This window comes from Pseudomonas sp. HLS-6 (assembly GCF_002753995.1).
Taxonomy (GTDB): Bacteria; Pseudomonadota; Gammaproteobacteria; order Pseudomonadales; family Pseudomonadaceae; genus Aquipseudomonas; species Aquipseudomonas defluvii.
Genome location: NZ_CP024478.1, coordinates 2,663,857 through 2,682,103, shown reverse-complemented (window position 1 = coordinate 2,682,103; position 18,247 = coordinate 2,663,857). Strand labels below are relative to the sequence as shown.

General features: G+C 59.7%; 18 protein-coding genes and 1 riboswitch. Of the genes, 10 read left to right on the top strand and 8 right to left on the bottom strand.

Annotated features, from left to right (window positions below):
• The first annotated feature begins 46 nt into the window (after positions 1-46).
• The 6 genes from CS390_RS12690 (at position 47) to ppk2 (ending at position 5,624) form a co-directional block, all read left to right on the top strand.
• On the top strand, positions 47-646 hold the full coding sequence (locus CS390_RS12690; protein ID WP_099774796.1) for a paraquat-inducible protein A: 600 nt from the start codon (positions 47-49) through the stop codon (positions 644-646).
• On the top strand, positions 643-1,287 hold the full coding sequence (locus tag CS390_RS12685; protein WP_065757777.1) for a paraquat-inducible protein A: 645 nt from the start codon (positions 643-645) through the stop codon (positions 1,285-1,287). Before CS390_RS12690 ends, CS390_RS12685 begins: the two co-directional genes overlap by 4 nt.
• A complete protein-coding gene (locus tag CS390_RS12680) occupies positions 1,268-2,920 on the top strand; it encodes an intermembrane transport protein PqiB (protein WP_099774794.1) in 1,653 nt (550 codons plus the stop codon). Before CS390_RS12685 ends, CS390_RS12680 begins: the two co-directional genes overlap by 20 nt.
• A gap of 17 nt (positions 2,921-2,937) precedes the next feature.
• Positions 2,938-3,501: a membrane integrity-associated transporter subunit PqiC gene (locus CS390_RS12675; protein ID WP_099774792.1), complete on the top strand. Its 564-nt coding sequence runs from the start codon at positions 2,938-2,940 to the stop codon at positions 3,499-3,501.
• 6 nt (positions 3,502-3,507) lie between these two features.
• Positions 3,508-4,698 carry a sodium:proton antiporter gene (locus CS390_RS12670; protein ID WP_065757780.1) on the top strand — a complete coding sequence of 397 codons (1,191 nt, stop codon included), beginning with the start codon at positions 3,508-3,510 and terminating at the stop codon, positions 4,696-4,698.
• Between the two features lie 107 nt (positions 4,699-4,805).
• Complete coding sequence (ppk2, locus tag CS390_RS12665) at positions 4,806-5,624, top strand: polyphosphate kinase 2 (protein WP_099774790.1); 819 nt, start codon at positions 4,806-4,808, stop codon at positions 5,622-5,624.
• Between the two features lie 40 nt (positions 5,625-5,664).
• On the opposite strand, the gene CS390_RS12660 is transcribed toward ppk2, so the two are convergent.
• Both CS390_RS12660 and CS390_RS12655 read right to left on the bottom strand, forming a co-directional pair.
• Positions 5,665-6,147 carry a copper chaperone PCu(A)C gene (locus CS390_RS12660; protein WP_065757796.1) on the bottom strand — a complete coding sequence of 161 codons (483 nt, stop codon included), beginning with the start codon at positions 6,145-6,147 and terminating at the stop codon, positions 5,665-5,667.
• A gap of 23 nt (positions 6,148-6,170) precedes the next feature.
• Positions 6,171-6,776 (bottom strand): SCO family protein, encoded by a 606-nt coding sequence (locus tag CS390_RS12655; protein ID WP_099774788.1) that lies wholly within the window; start codon positions 6,774-6,776, stop codon positions 6,171-6,173.
• 239 nt (positions 6,777-7,015) lie between these two features.
• Between CS390_RS12655 and CS390_RS25340 the strand changes: the two genes are divergently transcribed.
• Complete coding sequence (locus CS390_RS25340) at positions 7,016-7,138, top strand: hypothetical protein (RefSeq protein ID WP_256587477.1); 123 nt, start codon at positions 7,016-7,018, stop codon at positions 7,136-7,138.
• Positions 7,139-7,206: 68 nt separating this feature from the next.
• Here the strand turns inward: CS390_RS25340 and CS390_RS12650 are convergent, their stop codons facing one another.
• Positions 7,207-8,262: a DNA-binding protein gene (locus tag CS390_RS12650; RefSeq protein WP_099774786.1), complete on the bottom strand. Its 1,056-nt coding sequence runs from the start codon at positions 8,260-8,262 to the stop codon at positions 7,207-7,209.
• A 178-nt stretch (positions 8,263-8,440) separates the two neighbouring features.
• Between CS390_RS12650 and CS390_RS12645 the strand changes: the two genes are divergently transcribed.
• The gene (locus tag CS390_RS12645) at positions 8,441-9,418 is read left to right on the top strand and encodes a site-specific integrase (RefSeq protein WP_099774784.1); all 978 of its coding nucleotides are present in this window, start codon (positions 8,441-8,443) and stop codon (positions 9,416-9,418) included.
• On the opposite strand, the gene CS390_RS12640 is transcribed toward CS390_RS12645, so the two are convergent.
• Positions 9,371-10,696, bottom strand: coding sequence for a sigma-54 dependent transcriptional regulator (locus tag CS390_RS12640; RefSeq protein WP_099774782.1), 1,326 nt, complete (start codon positions 10,694-10,696; stop codon positions 9,371-9,373). The two genes, CS390_RS12645 and CS390_RS12640, sit on opposite strands and share 48 nt — an antisense overlap.
• Before the next feature lie 9 nt (positions 10,697-10,705).
• On the opposite strand from CS390_RS12640, the gene CS390_RS24965 reads away from it, so the two are divergent.
• On the top strand, positions 10,706-10,897 hold the full coding sequence (locus CS390_RS24965) for a hypothetical protein (RefSeq protein WP_145991786.1): 192 nt from the start codon (positions 10,706-10,708) through the stop codon (positions 10,895-10,897).
• Between the two features lie 112 nt (positions 10,898-11,009).
• Positions 11,010-11,276 carry a DUF3509 domain-containing protein gene (locus CS390_RS12635; protein WP_065758421.1) on the top strand — a complete coding sequence of 89 codons (267 nt, stop codon included), beginning with the start codon at positions 11,010-11,012 and terminating at the stop codon, positions 11,274-11,276.
• A 119-nt stretch (positions 11,277-11,395) separates the two neighbouring features.
• Here CS390_RS12635 and CS390_RS12630 read toward each other — a convergent pair whose 3' ends face one another.
• From CS390_RS12630 to cobW, 4 genes are read right to left on the bottom strand one after another with little or no spacing between them, the layout of a single operon-like run.
• The gene (locus CS390_RS12630; RefSeq protein ID WP_371918198.1) at positions 11,396-12,007 is read right to left on the bottom strand and encodes a VWA domain-containing protein; all 612 of its coding nucleotides are present in this window, start codon (positions 12,005-12,007) and stop codon (positions 11,396-11,398) included.
• A gap of 53 nt (positions 12,008-12,060) precedes the next feature.
• The gene (locus CS390_RS12625; protein WP_065758420.1) at positions 12,061-13,062 is read right to left on the bottom strand and encodes an ATP-binding protein; all 1,002 of its coding nucleotides are present in this window, start codon (positions 13,060-13,062) and stop codon (positions 12,061-12,063) included.
• 1 nt (position 13,063) lies between these two features.
• The gene (gene cobN / locus CS390_RS12620) at positions 13,064-16,825 is read right to left on the bottom strand and encodes a cobaltochelatase subunit CobN (RefSeq protein ID WP_099774780.1); all 3,762 of its coding nucleotides are present in this window, start codon (positions 16,823-16,825) and stop codon (positions 13,064-13,066) included.
• Positions 16,826-16,828: 3 nt separating this feature from the next.
• Positions 16,829-17,896, bottom strand: coding sequence for a cobalamin biosynthesis protein CobW (gene cobW / locus CS390_RS12615; RefSeq protein WP_099774779.1), 1,068 nt, complete (start codon positions 17,894-17,896; stop codon positions 16,829-16,831).
• A gap of 97 nt (positions 17,897-17,993) precedes the next feature.
• Positions 17,994-18,194: riboswitch (cobalamin riboswitch) on the bottom strand.
• Between the last annotated feature and the right edge of the window lie 53 nt (positions 18,195-18,247).

Here is an 18,247-nt window from a genome sequence, read left to right as displayed (position 1 = left end):
TTGAGCTAGTGACAGCGGTTCCTCGCCCTTTGCTAGAGCACAGATCATGGTGAAAACTGATCGTCTGATCATTTGCGAACACTGTGACTGCGTGTACGAAAAAGTCACGCTTGCCAAACATCAGAAAGCCTTGTGTCAGCGTTGCGGCGCAGTGCTTCAACGCTACAACGGAATGACCTTGCAGCAACGGCTGGCGTTGAGCCTTACGGCGGCAGTGCTATGGATTTTCGCCAACTTCTACCCGGTCATGAGTATCAGCCTGCAAGGCCTGAGCAACAGCGCAACCCTCTGGGATTCGGTGCGGGCCTTGAGTAACGGGCCTATCACCTTCATTGCACTCGTGGCAGCCATCGCCATCATCATCGCGCCGCTCTTTCAACTCGTGCTGTTGATCTGGGTGCTGACCTTTGCAATGGCTACCAAACGCTCTCCCGCGTTCAAGCTGTGCATGCGTTGGCTTGAGACCTTGAGGCCTTGGAGCATGCTTGAGGTGTGCCTGCTTGGCGCGATGGTCGCAGTTTTCAAACTGGCGGGCATGTTGGATGTGCTGCCCGGTATAGGCCTGATTGCCCTCGCTGTGTTGAGCTTGCTGATCATAAGGGTTGCCGGGCGCGATGTTCGCGAACTGTGGGAGATGTTGCCATGAGCACGCCTGCACTCGCCGCAGAGCTGAACCTTGCCTTGTGCCATGCGTGCAGCATGGCTTGCGACATGACCGATCACCCGCACACCTGTCCTCGCTGCGGCGCGGCGCTGCACGTACGCAAGCCTGATGCGTTGGCCCGCACCTGGGCCTATATGCTTGCCGCCTTGATCTTCTATATCCCTGCCAACCTTTTACCGGTGATGAACACGAGCCTGTTCGGCAGTGGTGCCGACAGCACGATCATGAGTGGTGTCATCGAGTTCTGGGGGCACGGCGCCTGGGACATTGCTTCGATTATCTTCATCGCCAGTATCGCCGTACCCGCGACCAAATTCGTCGCCTTGACCCTGCTATTGGTCACCGTACAACGCCAGAGTGACTGGGCCCGCAGAGAGCGAGCGCAGCTCTATCGCTTCGTCGAGGTCATTGGCTACTGGTCAATGCTCGACGTCATCGTGGTCGCCCTGGTGGCGGCACTGGTCAAGTTTCAGGCACTTGGCGACATTGAACCGCGCCCGGGAATTCTCTTCTTCGGCCTGGTGGTGGTGTTCACCATGCTTTCGGCGATGAGTTTCGACCCGCGTCTGATCTGGGAACCCAAAAAAACCGAGGAGCGCATGGATGAAGCCAGCAACCCCTGATAGCCAAGCCATGCCCGGCCAGCCCAGCATCAAGACCCGCCGCGTCAGTGTTTCGGTGGTGTGGATTGTTCCGATCATTGCAGTCCTGGTGGGCATTTCCCTGGTGGTGCATAACTGGCTGCAACAAGGGCCTGTCATTACTGTCACCTTCAAGACCGGTGAGGGGCTGACCGCCAACAAAACGCCGGTGAAATACCGTAACGTCGTGATTGGCCAAGTCACTGACGTCCAGTTGAGCAGCGACCAGAAAAATGTGACTGCAACCCTGAAACTGGATAAACAGGCGGAACACTTTACCCGCACCGGTTCGCAGTTCTGGGTCGTGCGTCCACGCATCGGCGCCGGCGGTGTTTCTGGCATCGACACGCTGCTGTCCGGTGACTTCATCGGTGCCGATGTCGGTCAAGGTGAGGGGCGATCCAAGGCGTTCAAAGGCCTGGAGGTGCCTCCTCCCATCACCTACGGCGAGCCGGGAAAGCGTTTCACACTGCGCGCGCCTGACCTGGGTTCGCTTGGCATTGGCTCGCCTGTGTATTACCGCAAGATTCCCGTCGGCCAGGTGGTGTCCTACACCCTGGCGCCCGATGGCAAGGGCGTGGACATTGAAGTGTTTGTCCATGCGCCCAATGATGCCTTCGTCACCAATGACACCCGTTTCTGGAACGCCAGCGGCGTCGACGTCGAACTCAGCGCTAATGGGTTTGCGGTGAGCACTGAATCGTTGTCTTCCTTGTTGGTCGGCGGTATCGCCTTTCGTGCACCGGACTACAGCCCTGACGACCGGCCAGCACTTGAGGATTCTCCCTTTGAACTGTTTGCCGACCAGGAAACCGCCCTCGCCCCACCTAACGGCAAGGCGCAGTACCTGTCACTGCGTTTCGATGAAGCACTGCGCGGCCTGAAAGTCGGCGCTCCGGTGGAGTTTCTTGGCATCGACATCGGCAAGGTCGTCTCGGTCAACCTGGACTACGATGAGCAGCGTCACAGCTTCCCGGCGAACATTGGCATTGTGATCTATCCGCAACGCTTGGGGCCCGCTCACGCCAAGATGCTCAAGGCGCTCAAGCATGATCCCAGTGACGAACAGGCAAGCGTACGCCTGTTCGGCACCTTCATCGACAATGGCCTCAGGGCTCAGGCGCGCAGTGGCAATCTGCTGACCGGGCAGTTGTATATTGCGCTGGATTTTTACCCTGATGCGAAGAAGGTGGTCTTCGATCCAAGCGCGCGCCCCGTCAGCTTGCCTACGGTGCCAGGAAGCCTGGAGCAACTGCAGGAAAAATTTCAGTCAATGCTCGACAAGCTGGACAAACTTCCACTGGAGCGCATCGCCAACAACCTGGACAGTAATCTGGTGGAACTGCGCAAGGGCCTGCAACAGTTCAACAGCAACACGCTGCCGGGTGTTCACGGTACATTGCAAGAAATCAGCAAAACCCTGCAATCGGCAAATACGACCCTGGCCGACGACTCGCCACAACGAGAACAGCTCAAGCAAACCCTGGATGACGTGGGGCGTATGTCGCGCTCCCTGCGGGAGCTGTCGGACTATTTCGGGCGTCATCCCGAGTCGCTGTTGCGCGGCAGACCCAAGGATGCACCCGCAGAAAACCTGGAACCCTCGCGTAACTGATTGCAGGAGTTTGCACCATGCGGCTACCGCTCAAACCATTGTCGATCGCTTTGGCACTGTTGCTCACAGCGTGCCGCAGCGATCCGATTCACTATCACACCCTGATACCAACCCAGGCCCCCGCCGTATCGGGCTCCAGCCACCTCGATATCCAGATTGAACGGCTCAGTCTGCCGCCGCAGGTCGACCGCCCGCAAATTGTCGTTCGCCAAGGCAACAGTGGCCTGGCCGTTCTGGAGACAGAATGGTGGGGCGCGAGCCTCGCCGACGAACTGCAAAGTGCGCTTGTCGATTTGCTCCCCAGCAATGGTGCCTCGCACAAGATCGGCTTGAGGCTGGATGTTCAGCGATTCGACTCGGTGCCTGGGCAATACGCCTTGCTCGAGACCAAATGGCGGCTTCGCGCGTTGACCACAGGGGACAACACGCCCTCCTTGAGTTGTCGGAGCGTATTCAGAACGGCCTCGGGGGTAACGATTGAGGACTTGGTTGCCGCGCACCAGCATAACGTTCAAGCGCTGGTAACGTTGATTACACAAGCAGCCAGTGACGGGCGCAGTACCTGTCCATCGCCACAGTAACCGCACATGTACCAGAACCTTGCGCTATTCACAGCCTTCCTGCTGGTTTACAGCATTTTCGCCGGGCGTTTCGAGAAGCGGCTGTTCAATGGCCCCCTGGTGTTCATGCTCGTGGGGATCGTACTCGGCCCTGCGCTCTTGGGCATTCTGCAGCCGCGGATAGACAAGGATGGCCTCAGGGCATTGGCAGAATTGACCTTGGCCATTGTATTGTTCAGCGATGCTGCCAATGCAAACCTCAAGGTACTGCGCGCCCATGAGGGGTTGCCGTTACGCCTGCTGTTGATCGGTCTGCCGCTGACCATCGTACTGGGCTGGTTGGTGGGGCTCTGGGTCTTCCCGCAGGTACGGCTGATAGAGCTTGCAATCCTGGCAACCCTACTCGCGCCTACCGACGCGGCGCTGGGAAAAGCCGTCGTCACCAATCCGAAGGTCGCCGAACCCGTGCGCGAGGGGCTTAACGTAGAAAGCGGCCTTAACGATGGGATTTGCGTACCGGTACTTTTGCTTTTCCTGGCGTTACTGGTTGAGGAACAAGCGCAGCATCCGGTTCTACTTGCCCTGGAACTGGTCGCCGAAGAGCTGGGCATTGGTGCGCTCAGCGGGGTACTTCTCACGCTCATCGCCTGGCAACTACAAAAGCTCTCCTGGAAACATCAGTGGCAAATGCAGGTATGGTCGCAACTCACCCTGCCGGGGCTTGCGGTGCTGTGCTTTGCCACGGCGCAAGTGCTGGGTGGCAGCGGCTTTATTGCCGCATTCGTCGGCGGCCTGCTTGCCGGGTACCTGTTCAAGGATCAGAAGCATCACCTGCTTCAGGCCAGCGAAGAGTTTGCCAGCCTGCTCTCGGTGCTCACCTGGGGCGTATTTGGTGCGGTGGTAATACCGAAAGCGTGGAGCAGCCTGACCTGGGATATTTGGCTATACGCCCTGCTCAGCTTGACCCTCGTACGTATGCTTCCCGTGTTGTTGTGCCTGCTGGGAACGCGCTTCGACCTTGAGACGCGCCTGTTCATGGCGTGGTTCGGCCCGCGAGGGCTGGCGACAATTGTCTTCGCGGTGATGATCATTGACTACCCACTGGCGTCCACCAGCACCTTGGTCGCCACCGCCATTTGTACCGTTCTGCTGAGTGTGCTGTTGCATGGCCTGAGCGCCAACCCGTGGGTGGCCCGCCTGGTCCGTCGTACACCCTGAGTGAAGTGAGCACACATACCGTTCAGGCGCCGACTATCGGCAGCGCATATCGGATGGCAGTGGCTACGCTTCACTCCAATAGAGCTGCGTAGCGCAAAGGAGCAACGATGAAAAACGAGAAATCTACAGCGCGCAATCCTGCCAAGCAATCGCAAAAAAAGCTCGACCGCAAGACCTATGAAAAGCAACTGAAGGCATTGCATGTTGAGCTGGTCAAGCTACAGCAGTGGGTCGTGGAGACCGGTGCAAAGGTTCTGGTGGTTTTTGAAGGGCGCGACGGCGCAGGCAAAGGCGGCACCATCAAGGCATTGACAGAGCGTGTCAGCCCGCGGGTCTTTCGGGTTATCGCACTACCCTCACCTACCGAGCGGGAAAAAAGCCAGCTCTACTCGCAGCGCTATATGCCGCATTTCCCGGCCAGTGGTGAAGTGGTGATTTTCGACCGCAGTTGGTACAACCGGGCAGGTGTCGAACGTGTCATGGGGTTTGCGGACGAGGACCAGGTGCGCACGTTTCTTGAGCTGACGCCAATGTTTGAACGGCACATCGTGCGCTCGGGCATCATCTTGCTCAAATACTGGCTGGAGGTGAGCCCCAAAGAACAGGAGCGTCGCCTCAGAGCACGAATTACCGATGGCCGAAAAACCTGGAAGTTGTCGCCGATGGATGTGTTGTCTTTCAATCGCTGGGACGACTACACACGTGCCCGGGACGAGATGTTCAAAGCAACGGACACTCAATGGGCCCCGTGGTTCGTTGCCCCGTCGGAGGACAAGAAGCGGGTTCGGCTTAACCTGCTGACACACCTTCTTGCGCAAATCCCCTACAAGGAAATCAAACAGCCGAAGGTCAAATTGCCAAAACGCAGAATCGGCCGGTACAAGGACATCGACTACCCCTTCAAATACATCGGCGAACCGTTCTGAAGCACCGGGACGACGCGGACTCGTCCCGGTTGGAACAGGATTACTCCATGTGCATGTGACCCGACATGTGGCCATGGTCTGGCATGTTCAGTGCGCGTGCCGGCGCGCTGACGTTGATGCGTTGCAGCTGGCCCTTGGCATCTTTCACCACCAGCGTCAGCGGTACCGCGTCACCTTCCTTGATCTGCTTGACCAGGTCGATCAGCATCACATGGTAGCCAGCAGGCTCCAGCGTAACGGCTGTTCCTGCCGGCAGCGCCACCGACGTCACGGGCTGCATGCTCATGACGTCGTTTTTCATCTGCGACTGATGGATCTGCACGGTCTTGGCCACCGGGGACTCAACGCTGAGCAACGTGCTGTCACTGTCGGCAGTCACTTTCATGAATGCTCCGGTTGCTGCCTGATGAGGAACCGTGGCCCGTACCCAGGCGTCATCAACGACGGTTTGCGCTACCGCAGGCAAAGTTGCGCCCAGCAGCATGAACAGCGCCAAGGCGCGGTTGAGTGGCTTGACTACCATCGCGCCAGCGAATGTGGAACGCATCAACATACCTCCATAACAGTAAGCAGGTCTTCTGCACATTCCTTTGCCGTCAGGGAATGCGACAGGCCAAGACGTAGCACGCCTCGGGAGTCATAAACAAAACTGGTTGCCGTATGGGACAACGTGTAGGTCTCGCCGCTAGGGACTTTCTCGTAGAACACGCCAAACTCCTTGGCGGTCTGTGCAGTCTCTTCCAGCGTGCCAGACAATGCGACGAACGAAGGGTCGAAGGCTTTTACATAAGCATCGAGCACCTGCGGCGTGTCGCGCTCGGGGTCGAGCGTAATGAAGATCACCTGAAGAAAATCGGCATCCTTGCCCATCAGTTTCTTGATCTGCACCGCACGTGCCAGCGTCGTCGGGCAAATCGCCGGGCATTGGGTAAAGCCGAAGAACACCATGGGCATCGAGCCACGGAAACTCGACAGGGTTGTTTCATTGCCTTGAGGGTCTTTCAGCTTGAATGAGCGCCCGAGGATCTGATTGCTCATGTCTTTACCGTGTTTGAACGACAAGCCACCAGAGCTATCACAACCTACGAGAGCACCCAGGCCCAGCAGGCTGATCCCGGCGACAACCTGGCGTCGGGTCAGTAAATCAGTCATGTATTACCATCCTTTCGGGAAGGTACCAGTCCTGGGAGTGGAGCCTTCAGCAAACGTTATGCAGTCACATATTCTGTCATGCGAACGGCCAGCGGTTCCAGCAATCCGTCGCTCGACCTCTGTCGTAGGCCCTCTTCAAACCACCATTTCCCTCCCCCCCCTGGTATTTCTGTCAGTAGACGACCTCTTCGCGCAGCGCCTACTTTGACCCCATTCGTGAACAAGGAAGGAGTGGCGAAATGGCGCGACGTTTGAAATCGGTCATCGTGATTGTGTCTCTAGGCATGAGCCTGCTCGCTCATGCGGCTGAGCGGCCATTGAAGCCACTGGTCGACGAGTCGACTGACTGGCCAGCTATGTGAGCATGCAGCGGGTATGGGCCAGCATCGCCCTGGCAGCCGGCACCACGGTGCCGTATGGGGGCAATGTGTCACCGATCAACGGTATCTTCACCACGGTTGGAAGTTGAGGCGTCGTGCAGTGACAGGTCGTTGTGCGGCCGATCTTCGATAGGCTGATCGGCTGCATGTAGCTGCCTCAGTGCAGCTTCACGCTCGCCTAAAGCCGCTTCCAGGTGCTCGCTGCGCTGTACCAGCAGCACCTGTTGCAAGCGGCTTTCTTCCAACTGCTGGGCCTGTGCCTGGGCCTGTCGAAGCAACTCTTCACGCGCCCCTTGTGACTGCGCGAGGCTGGCATTAAGCGCCTGGAGCTGCTGTTGCTGCTGTTCATGCTGATCCTGCAATGCCATACGTTCGCGCTGTAGTTGCCTAGCTTCAACGAGCAGGCGCTCATTGTCGCGATTCAGGCGTGTCAACTCGTCCTGTTTGACGATCAGGCTCTGTTGTAACTGGCGAATCTCCATCTGCACCTGCTGCAGTTGGCCCTCATGACGGCGTTGGTCCTGCTCGCGCTGTTCACGGCTCGCCGTGCGGTAGTGCTCCAAGGCATCACGGGCATGCCGATGTTTATCTTCGAGCGACTGGATCTGCTCGTCTTTGTCCGCCAAACGCACCTGCAGTTCACCTACGGCCTGATTCAGTGTGGCATTACGGGTCTGCTCGGTCTGCAAGGCACTGCGGGTGGTCGCCAGTTCGGCGGATTCGCTGGCCAGCGCGGCAGCCTGAATCTGCTGCTGTTGCTGCAGCGCCGCAAGGGCCTGCTGGCTGAGCTGCAACTGCGCCAGCAATGTCTGTTTCTCTTCCTCGAACACGGCGCAGGCATCGCCTACCCGGCAGTCAGCCTCTTCGCGCAACTGCTCAGCCAGTTGGCCAACCAAATGGCTCAGTGCATCGCTTAGCGAGTGCGTGCTGGCGACCGTGGCCGGTTGCTGCGCCTCGAGCTCTTTCAGGTAGCGGTGAATTGTGGTTTTCGAACCGGTATTGCCCAGCTCGATACGTACCGCATCGATACTTGGATGCTCGCCCCTGGCCAGCAGTGCTTGCCTGGCTTTCTGAACGACTGCCTTGTTGATCCCGCCTCGGGCCATGGGTGCTCCTACGATTTCGTATTGTGGTACGTACCATGTAATTACATATCAGATACTACCTCGGAAATTACTTAAAAACCAAAATTCTAAGATTAAATAATCAAGGCTTATCGCATCTTAGACGCTAGAATGCGTACCTGAAGCTCGTCAGGCAGTACGCATTCGCAAGGAAAGGGCAATGAACAACGTCGATCGCTATCTACAGGCCGCCGTGCGCGAGAACACACGGCGTAGCTATCGTGCTGCGGTAGAACACTTCGAGGTGACCTGGGGCGGCTTTCTCCCGGCGACCGCCGAAAGCATTGCCCGCTATCTGGCCGACTACGCGGGCGAGCACTCGATCAACACACTCAAGCAACGCCTTGCCGCGCTAGGGCAATGGCATGCCAGCCAGGGCTTTGCCGATCCGACCAAAGCGCCGCTGGTGCGCCAAATGATCAAAGGCATCCGCAGCCTGCACCCCGCGCAGCCCAGGCAGGCAGCTCCCCTGCTGCTGCAACACCTGCAAGGTGCGGTCGCGCACCTGGAGCGCGAGGCCACGCACGCGCAACACTGCCAGGACATGCCCGGGCTGTTACGCGCTCGCCGCGACAGCGCACTGCTGCTACTCGGCTTCTGGAAAGGTTTTCGAGGGGACGAACTGGCACGTTTGCGCATCGAACACATTCAGGCGCAAGCAGGTGTCGGCCTGTCGATCTACTTGCCGCAAAGCAAAGCCGACCGCCAGGCTTTGGGTGTTCACCATAAGGCGCCGGCACTGAAGGTGCTCTGCCCGGTTCAAGCCTATCTGCGCTGGCTGGAGGTTGCGGGGATTGCCTACGGCCCGGTGTTCCGCAAACTTGACCGGTGGGGAAACCTCGGCGAGCACGCGCTCAACAGCAACAGCCTGATTGGCCTGTTACGTCGTATTTTCGAGCGCAGCGGTGTTCCCGCGGCGCTTTACACCGGCCACTCGCTGCGTCGCGGCTTCGCCACCTGGGCGACCGCCAGCGGCTGGGACCTGAAGGCATTGATGAGTCATGTCGGCTGGAAGGACGCCAAGTCCGCGATGCGTTACATCGATGCCTCGGCGTCGTTCGGAGAACTGGCAATGCTCAGTGGCGATCCGTCAGCGAATCTGATGCTTGTGCAACAGCCGATAGAAGGTGGGGCGTGAAACGCCAAGCACGCGCGCAGCAACACTCAGGTTATCGCTGTGACGATTGAGCACGTCGCACAGCGCCTGACGCTCTGCACGCTGCTTGTAGTCCTCTAGCGTACCTATCGGAACCACCTCAAGGGCAAGCCCGTGCAGGCCCAGGTCCTGCGCTTCGATCTGCCGCCCTTCGGCCAGCACCAGGCCTCGACGCACACGGTTGGCTAACTCGCGCACATTTCCCGGCCAATCGTGCCTGCCCATGGCCGCCAAGGCATCCTCGCTGAACGAGCGCGGGCGACGGCCGGTTTCCTGGCTATAAAAATGGGAAAAATGATTGGCCAGCATCGACAGATCGCCATGCCGGTCACGCAGGGGCGCCGTGACGACCTGCAGCACATTGAGCCGATAGTACAGGTCCTCCCGGAACCGTCCACGGGTGATCGCCGATTCCAGATCCACGTGGGTCGCTGCCAAGACCCTTACATCCACAGGAATTGGCTGACTGCCACCGACCCGCTCGATATGCTTTTCCTGAAGAAAGCGCAGCAGATTGGCCTGCAGCTCCAACGGCAGGTCGCCGATCTCGTCGAGAAACAGCGTCCCGGTATTAGCCGCCTCAATCCGGCCGACCTTACGCTGATGGGCGCCGGTAAAAGCGCCTTTCTCGTGACCGAACAGCTCTGACTGGATCAGGTGCTCCGGGATCGCTCCGCAATTGATCGCCACAAAGGGATTGTCCCGACGCTGGGATAGCCGATGCAAGGTACGCGCAACCAGTTCCTTGCCCGTGCCGCTTTCACCACGGATCAATACCGGCGACTCCGTGGGCGCAAGCTTGCTGAGTAACTTGCGCAACTCACGTATCGGGTAGCTGTCGCCGAGCAACTCATGCCCGGACTCCTCCACATGCACAGTGCCTTTGCCACGCAGGCGGGCCATGCCAAAGGCGCGACCTAGCGTGACCTGGACACGAGAAACGTCAAACGGCAGGGTGTGAAAGTCAAAAAACCACTCACAGACAAAATCACCCACATTCTGCGCACGCAACTCTTCGGCGCTGAGCACGGCAATCCATTCAGTACCGCTGCGGCTAATCAAATCCTTCACGGCATCCGGGTGCTGCAGATGCGACGGCTGCAAGCGCAACAAGCCCACATCGCAGCGCTGCTCGGAGGCCGCCGCCAACGTACAGCTATCGACATCCCAGCCTACACTTCGCAACCCGGGTAGCAGGCGATGGCAGTCGTCGCAGGGATCAACAATCAGCAGGCGGCGACTCAGAGCGGGCTCGAACATGAACGATCCTTGACGCCAATTATTGGGAAAGTCAGTGAAAACAGCATGTTGGCAGGTCCGTTTGTAACAGTAGCAACGAACCGTCAAGTTCCCACTACCGTTTGTCTATCAGCTGCTGGCAATAAAGCGATGCTTGGAATTTTTTATGCCGCCGAATATCCAACGACACACGCGAAACAACACGTTAGCGTGATGCGCTGATTTTTTTTAATAAGCCATGTGACTCGAACAAGCCTTGCGCGCATCAGTACAAGTAACTCACCGCTGTAGCGGTTTCCATGAATGTTTGGGTATTACGAGAGGACCTGACCCGATGAACGCCTCGCTGCGTGTCAACGAAGCACTGCTAATCACCACTCACGCGTTTGAACCCTTCCAATGCGTAACGTGGGATTCACCTAACGGTACAGGCGAGCTGAGCCTGGCGGTGATCGACCGGACCAGCACCCGTATCGGCAGCAAGCAAGTCTCGAGCAGCACCTATTCCGACCCGGCGCAACTGGCGCATTTCATTGAAGAAGTGCGGGCCGAATTGAGCGAAAAAGGCTACGACCTACAACCGTGGTCGATGCCTGAATAAGCAGTATGGCCAATGTGGAAGTGCGTCACTCTGACGCACTTCCACGCAGGAACTTATTGCGCGCCTATATAACAGTGATATCAAACCGCATTATCAGTGCCATCACTTAATTGGCCAGTCTATAACGGTTTGAACTGCTCGATATGTTGATAGTCGGCCTGTAGTTGTTCGGCCATCAGACGAGCGCGCCCCAAGCGTATTGGCGCCATTTCCATGTCAATCAACAGACTGGTGCAGGGTAACGCTTGCAACACTGGCCAGGCGCTAAGCCGTCCGTCGGTCAGAATCAGGCAACGTCGCTGTTCGTCCGGGTAACGCTTGGCCCGCTGCAACAACCACTGCCTGGCCTGTTCCAGCGCCGCCAGCAAGGGTGTACCACCGCCAGCGCCCAGCGCTTCCAGCCAGGGGCCAAGCGCCCTCGACGCTTTTAACCCCTGACGCTGCCACCGTGGCTCTTTGCCGCTGGCCGTCAACAGTGCCAGCCGCGCCCGTTGCCGATAGGCCTGATCGAAGAACTCGGCCAACAAGCCTTTGGCATGGCTCAACGCCTTGTAGCGGCGAGTTGAAGCCGAGGCATCGACGATTACCACCCACAGTTCATGAGGTGAGGCGCTACGCTGAACCCAGCATAGGTCCAAGCGCTGACGTGGGCGCCCTTTGAGCAGCGTGGCAGGCCAGGCAACGCGCCCCTGCCTGCTGGCAACGGCTGCGCCCCGCTCACCTCGCTTCAATCGACCGGCATGTGGCCTTGCATCCGCCACGGTATGCTTGGGCGGGCGGATGCTCAGGGCTTTTTTGGCCAGCTGGGCGCCTCGCGTCGAACGCCAGTCGCGGTTGCCTGCGGTGGCAATTCCCCCCACTGACCCTCTGACTGCGCTTGTGCCTGGCTACTGCCTGCCGACTTGGGCGGCTGTGGCTGCGGCGAATCGGTCGCATGATCGCGACGGCGATGGCGCAAGGCAAATTCCGCCACAGCATCGATATCCTGTTCGCTGATGTGCTGAGCGCCACGCCACGCTGCATGGGCGCGCGCGGCACGTAACCAGACCAGATCGGCACGCAGACCATCGACGCCCGCGGCAAAACAGCGCTCGGTAATGTTCACCAGGGCTTGATCGTCCAGGGCAATAGCGGACAAGCGTTCACGTGCTTCATGACAGCGCAGTCGTAACGCGGCTTGCGCCTCCTCCCATTGCGCACAGAACGCAACTGGGTCGCTGTCGAACGCCAGTCGCCGGCGAATGATCTGCCCACGCGCTTGCGGCAGCGGCTGGCCCTCCAGGGCCACATTCAATCCGAAACGGTCAAGCAACTGTGGCCGCAGTTCGCCCTCTTCCGGGTTCATGGTGCCAATCAACACGAAGCGGGCACTGTGGCGGTGAGAGATACCGTCACGTTCGATACGGTTGGTGCCACTGGCGGCGACATCCAGCAACAGGTCGACCAGATGGTCGGCCAGCAGGTTGACTTCATCGACATAGAGCACGCCACCGTCGGCCTTGGCCAGAACACCCGGTGAAAACTGCGCGCGTCCTTGGCCGAGTGCGGCATCCAGATCGAGCGTACCGACCAGTCGCTCCTCTGTCGCGCCCAAGGGCAGGGTCACGAATGGTCCTTCGCCGAGCAGGTCCGCCAGGCCACGGGCCAGCGTACTTTTGGCCATGCCGCGCGGACCTTCGATCAGGACACCACCGATCTTCGGATCGATTGCAGTCAGGCACAATGCCAGTTTCAGGTCATCGGCACCGACCACCGCAGCCAGAGGAAAATGTGCAGCTTCAGTCATTTCAGTTCTCTTCTTCACCGTCCAGCAACTGTTCTTCAAGCGCTTCTTTATAGGCGCCAGGTGCTTGCCAGAGGCCACGCTGCTGGGCTTCCAGCAGGCGTTCAGTCATATCGCGCAAGGCATCGGGGTTATGCTGACGAATAAACTCCCGTGTCTCGCCATTCAGTACGTAGGCGTCGGCCAGCGCCTGATAATGATGATCGTCGATCAGGTGCGTAGTGGCATCAAAGGCGAACAGGTTATCGACGGTCGCCGCCAACTCGAAGGCGCCCTTGTAGCCATGACGCTTGACCCCGTCAATCCACTTGGGGTTCAACGCCCTGGCGCGGATGACGCGGTTCAACTCTTCTTTGAGGGTACGGATGCGTGGCCGTTCCGGCTGGCTGTGATCGCCATGATAGCTGGCCACCGATGCGCCACCGAGGCTTTCCACGGCGGCCAGCATGCCGCCCTGGAACTGGTAGTAATCATTGGAGTCGAGCAAGTCGTGCTCGTGGTTGTCCTGGTTCTGCAGCACGGCCTGAACCTGGCTCAGGCGGCGGGCAAAATGACCACGAGCAGGCGTACCTTCGTCTGCGCCACCATAGGCATAACCGCCGTAGTTCAGGTAAACCTCGGCCAGGTCCTCGCGACGATTCCACTGCCGACCATCGATCGCATTTTGTACACCCGCACCATATGAGCCGGGTTTGGCCCCGAACACCCGCCACCCTGCCTGACGTCGCGCCTGCTCCGGTTCGACGCCGGTTGCCAGCAACGCTGCCTGTTCGGCCCGTACGCGCGCGGCCAACGGGTTGAGGTCGTCCGGTTCGTCCAGCGCTGCAACCGCTTGTACGGCGGCATCGAACAGTTTGATCAGGTTGCCGAAAGCATCGCGAAAGAAGCCCGAAACCCGCAAGGTCACATCAACCCGAGGCCTGTCGAGCAGGCTCAACGGCAAAATCTCGAAGTCATCGACGCGCTGACTGCCACTGGCCCATACCGGGCGTACGCCCATCAGCGCCATGGCTTGGGCAATGTCGTCCCCGCCCGTGCGCATGGTTGCTGTGCCCCACACCGACAACCCGAGCTGACGCAGGTGGTCGCCATGGTCCTGCAGGTGACGCTCCAGTATCAGGTTGGCCGAGGCAAAGCCCAGGCGCCAGGCAGTCGTGGTCGGCAGGTTGCGCACGTCCACGGTATAGAAGTTACGGCCGGTCGGCAGTACGTCGAGCCGCCCCCGGCTCGGTGCACCGCTAGGGCCGGCCGGCACGAATCGCCCATCGAGTGCATCGAGCAGGCCCTGCATTTCTGCCGGCCCACAGGCATCCAGCTGCGGTGCGACGGTTTGTACCAGCGCCTCGAGAATCGCCCGGACATCGTTCCAGGAGGGGTCTTCCGGCAAGTTCACGACGCCGTCCAAGGCCTGCTCGATCAAGCGCAGTGCGTACAGTTCCAGTCGCTCACGGGTGTCACCCGCCGTACGCCAAGGGTCGGCACTTACCTCGTTCAGCCGGTGCGGACACGGGCCTTGCCAGGCGCCCCCCAAATCGCAATCCAGCGGATCGACGCCAAGGGCAAATGCCTTGGCCAGCGCCCTTGGCAAGCTGGCATGCTGACCACGGCCATCGCCCCGCTCTACCCGCAGCAATGCCTGCAAGGTGTCCAGGCGCAGGCGGCCCTGGGGCGATTCTCCGAACACATGCAGGCCGTCACGAATCTGCGACTCCTTGAGGTCGCACAGGTAGGTGTCCAGCCTTGGCAACCAGACAGCGGCGTCATCCAGGCTGTTTTCCAACTGCAGTTCGCGATCGATATGGTTGTCACGGACCAGCGCGAGGATATCGCGCTGCAACTCAGTGGCTCGGCGTGGGTCGAGCAGTTGAGCTTCGTAATACTCGTCGGCGAGCAATTCCAGGTCACGCAACGGGCCGTAGGTTTCGGCACGGGTCAAGGGCGGCATCAGGTGATCGATGATTACCGCCTGAGTCCGGCGCTTGGCCTGGGCGCCTTCACCCGGGTCATTGACGATGAACGGATAGATGTTTGGCAACGGCCCCAGCAGTGCATCAGGCCAGCACTGCGCTGAAAGACCGACCCCCTTGCCTGGCAACCACTCCAGATTGCCGTGCTTGCCGACATGAATCAGTGCATCGGCGGCAAAGCCATGACGCAACCAGAAGTAGAAGGCCAGATAGCCATGGGGCGGTACCAGATCGGGGTCGTGGTAAACCGCACTGGCGTCCAGCTGGTAACCACGCGCAGGCTGAATACCGACGAAGGTCAGACCAAAACGCAGGCCGGCGATCATCATCCGCCCACTGCGGAACATCGGGTCCTGCTCAGGTTCACCCCAACGCTCCCGCACGGCAGCCTGGTTGGCCGCCGGTAGCGCGGCGAATGCGGCGCGGTAGTCCTCCAGCGCCATGCTTTGTGCACAAGGGCGCTGATCGAGGCTTTCCAGGTCGTTACTGACACCGCCGAGCAGGGCTTGGATCAATGCCGTGCCGGTGTCCGGCAAGGCGCCAACCGGATAACCCTGCCCCTGAAGTGCCCGTAGAATGTTCAGCGCTGCAGCCGGAGTGTCCAGCCCTACCCCGTTGCCAATTCGCCCGTCACGGGTCGGGTAGTTGGCAAGCACCAGGGCTACACGCTTCTGGGCATTGGGCAGTTGCGCCAGTTCACACCAGCGGCGTGCGAGCTCTGCAACGAAGTCCATACGCTCCGGCTGTGCACGGTAACAGACAACATCCGACTGGCTGCGCTCACTGCGCCACGCCAGGTCCTTGAAACTGATCGGGCGGGTGATGATGCGCCCATCGAGCTCCGGCAAGGCAATGTGCATCGCCAGATCACGTGCGCCCAAGCCCTGCTCGCTGGCCTGCCAACCGGGTTCGTTGTCTTGGGCGCAAATGGCCTGCAGCACCGGGATATTGCGGCGAAATGGCCGAAGGTGAGGCTTCTGCGGGCTGGACTGGGCAAACCCGGTTGTATTGATGACCAGCGCGGCCTCGACCTGATCCAGCCAGGCTTCCACTTGGGCCAGGCACTCGGCTTCCTTGAGGCTAGCCACCGCGATGGGCAGCGGGTTGAGCCCTGCGGCGCGGATGCGCTCGCAGAACACATCAATAAAGGCTGTATTGGCCGCTTGCAGGTGCGAGCGGTAGAACAGGACAGGAACCACAGGCTGACTGGCTACCCAGTCAGCGAACCAGTCGTCCAGTACCGCCGCCTCGCGCTCCGGGTGATACACCACCGTGCGCGGCAGTTGCTGGGGCACATCCCAGCTGTAGTCACGTCCGAGCCATTGATTGGCCATGCATTTGAAGAGGTTCAGCGCGTTGGCCTTGCCGCCCTGCCGCAGAAAGTGCCAGAGCCGCTCCGCGTCTACCGCCGGCACATTGCCAAGGCTGCTCAACTCCGGATCAGGGCGGTCGTCGCCCGGCACCAGGATCAACTGCACGCCTTGGGCAGCCAATGCCACCAACTGCTCGACGCCATAACGCCAATACCCAATGCCGCCGTGCAGCGACACCAAAATAACCTTGGCATGACGCAGCACCTGGTCAACATACAGGTCTACCGACGCATGATTCTGCACCTGCATCGGGTTGGCCAGACGCAGGCTGGGATAATCCTCCGGCAATTGCCGGGCCGTTTCGGCCAGCAGTGCCAGGTGTGAATCACCGCTGCAGAGAATAACCAGCTCGGCGGGGGTCTGGCCCAAGTCGGCAATACTGTCATCCGGCACAAAGCCGCCGGGCTGGGTCCGCAGCAGGTGCATGGGTCAGGCGCCCAGCGCTGTACGCAGTTCAGCTTCCAGTGTCGCGCCATCCAGCGCCTGGCCGATCAGTACCAGACGGGTACTGCGCGGCTCGTCTGCGCGCCAGGCACGATCGAAGTGCTTGTCGAAACGCGTACCGACACCCTGGATCAGCAGGCGCATCGGCTTGCCCGGAATGGCTGCAAAGCCTTTGGCACGGAGGATGCCATGACGTACGACCAGTTGGGTCAGGGCATCAAGCAGCAAGCTCTCGTCGGATTCGGGCAACTCAATCGAAATGGAGTCGAAGGCGTCGTGGTCATGATCATCATGGTCTTCACCGTCATGATGGCTGTCATGGTGAGTGCGACGACCGTCAATGTGCGCTTCCGATTCCGCTGCCAATCCGAGCAAGACTTCTAGCGGTAGACGGCCACTGCTGGCCTCGATAACTTTGACTGCGGGTGGCAGCTCTTCGGCCACTTCGGCGCGTACCGCTGCCAAGGCATGCGCCTCGATCAGGTCGGCCTTGTTCAGTACCACCAGATCGGCACTGGCCAGTTGGTCGGCAAACAGTTCATGCAGCGGGGACTCGTGGTCCAGGTTCGGGTCGAGCTTACGCTGGGCATCCACCTGGTCCGGATACGCCGCAAACGTACCGGCAGCCACGGCCGAGCTGTCGACCACGGTAATGACCGCATCGACCGTGCAGGCGTTACGGATTTCAGGCCACTGGAAGGCCTGTACCAGAGGCTTTGGCAGGGCCAGGCCACTGGTTTCGATGAGGATATGGTCCAGGTCGCCACGACGCGCCACCAGCTCGCGCATGACCGGGAAGAACTCTTCCTGCACGGTGCAGCACAGGCAGCCATTGGCAAGCTCGTACACCCGGCCGCTGGCCTCTTCTTCAGTACAGCCGATGCTGCATTGCTTGAGGATTTCACCGTCGATGCCCAGCTCGCCAAACTCATTGACGATGACTGCAATACGGCGACCCTGTGCATTGTCGAGCATATGCCGCAACAGCGTGGTTTTGCCCGAGCCGAGAAAGCCGGTGACGATGGTAACGGGGAGTTTTGCCAGTGTTTTCATGTCGTTGCCCTTGGCAGCAATGGCGGGCGGGCACGACGAAAACCACGGGGGTCATGTGCCCGTGCGCGTTCGCTACCGGATCACCCCGCCCGGTTGAATGTCGGAAACTGTCCGAGGCAGGTCTCCTGGCTTGCGTCGTGCTGGCGAACATACCAGCGGCACCGGCGCCTTCCCGCAAAACTACGCAGTGGCAATGCCAGGCTTTGCAACGCTTACAGTTGCGGGGGCAGCCGCGGCTTCAACCGCGTTCCCGTCTTAGCTCCGGGCTGACCGGAGAACCTCGAAACGGCAAGGCTACGCAGTCGTTCAGGGTCGGTCAACCGTCGTTGTGATTGACGCGCACCTGCGCCC

Excerpts from the sequence above, each read along its gene's own strand:
- CS390_RS12690 (WP_099774796.1), top strand. The coding sequence starts at position 47 with ATGGTGAAAACTGATCGTCTGATCATTTGCGAACACTGTGACTGCGTG.
- CS390_RS12685 (WP_065757777.1), top strand. The coding sequence starts at position 643 with ATGAGCACGCCTGCACTCGCCGCAGAGCTGAACCTTGCCTTGTGCCAT.
- CS390_RS12680 (WP_099774794.1), top strand. The coding sequence starts at position 1,268 with ATGAAGCCAGCAACCCCTGATAGCCAAGCCATGCCCGGCCAGCCCAGC.
- CS390_RS12675 (WP_099774792.1), top strand. The coding sequence starts at position 2,938 with ATGCGGCTACCGCTCAAACCATTGTCGATCGCTTTGGCACTGTTGCTC.
- CS390_RS12670 (WP_065757780.1), top strand. The coding sequence starts at position 3,508 with ATGTACCAGAACCTTGCGCTATTCACAGCCTTCCTGCTGGTTTACAGC.
- ppk2 (WP_099774790.1), top strand. The coding sequence starts at position 4,806 with ATGAAAAACGAGAAATCTACAGCGCGCAATCCTGCCAAGCAATCGCAA.
- CS390_RS12660 (WP_065757796.1), bottom strand. The coding sequence starts at position 6,147 with ATGGTAGTCAAGCCACTCAACCGCGCCTTGGCGCTGTTCATGCTGCTG.
- CS390_RS12655 (WP_099774788.1), bottom strand. The coding sequence starts at position 6,776 with ATGACTGATTTACTGACCCGACGCCAGGTTGTCGCCGGGATCAGCCTG.
- CS390_RS25340 (WP_256587477.1), top strand. The coding sequence starts at position 7,016 with ATGGCGCGACGTTTGAAATCGGTCATCGTGATTGTGTCTCTAGGCATG.
- CS390_RS12650 (WP_099774786.1), bottom strand. The coding sequence starts at position 8,262 with ATGGCCCGAGGCGGGATCAACAAGGCAGTCGTTCAGAAAGCCAGGCAA.
- CS390_RS12645 (WP_099774784.1), top strand. The coding sequence starts at position 8,441 with ATGAACAACGTCGATCGCTATCTACAGGCCGCCGTGCGCGAGAACACA.
- CS390_RS12640 (WP_099774782.1), bottom strand. The coding sequence starts at position 10,696 with ATGTTCGAGCCCGCTCTGAGTCGCCGCCTGCTGATTGTTGATCCCTGC.
- CS390_RS12635 (WP_065758421.1), top strand. The coding sequence starts at position 11,010 with ATGAACGCCTCGCTGCGTGTCAACGAAGCACTGCTAATCACCACTCAC.
- CS390_RS12625 (WP_065758420.1), bottom strand. The coding sequence starts at position 13,062 with ATGACTGAAGCTGCACATTTTCCTCTGGCTGCGGTGGTCGGTGCCGAT.
- cobN (WP_099774780.1), bottom strand. The coding sequence starts at position 16,825 with ATGCACCTGCTGCGGACCCAGCCCGGCGGCTTTGTGCCGGATGACAGT.
- cobW (WP_099774779.1), bottom strand. The coding sequence starts at position 17,896 with ATGAAAACACTGGCAAAACTCCCCGTTACCATCGTCACCGGCTTTCTC.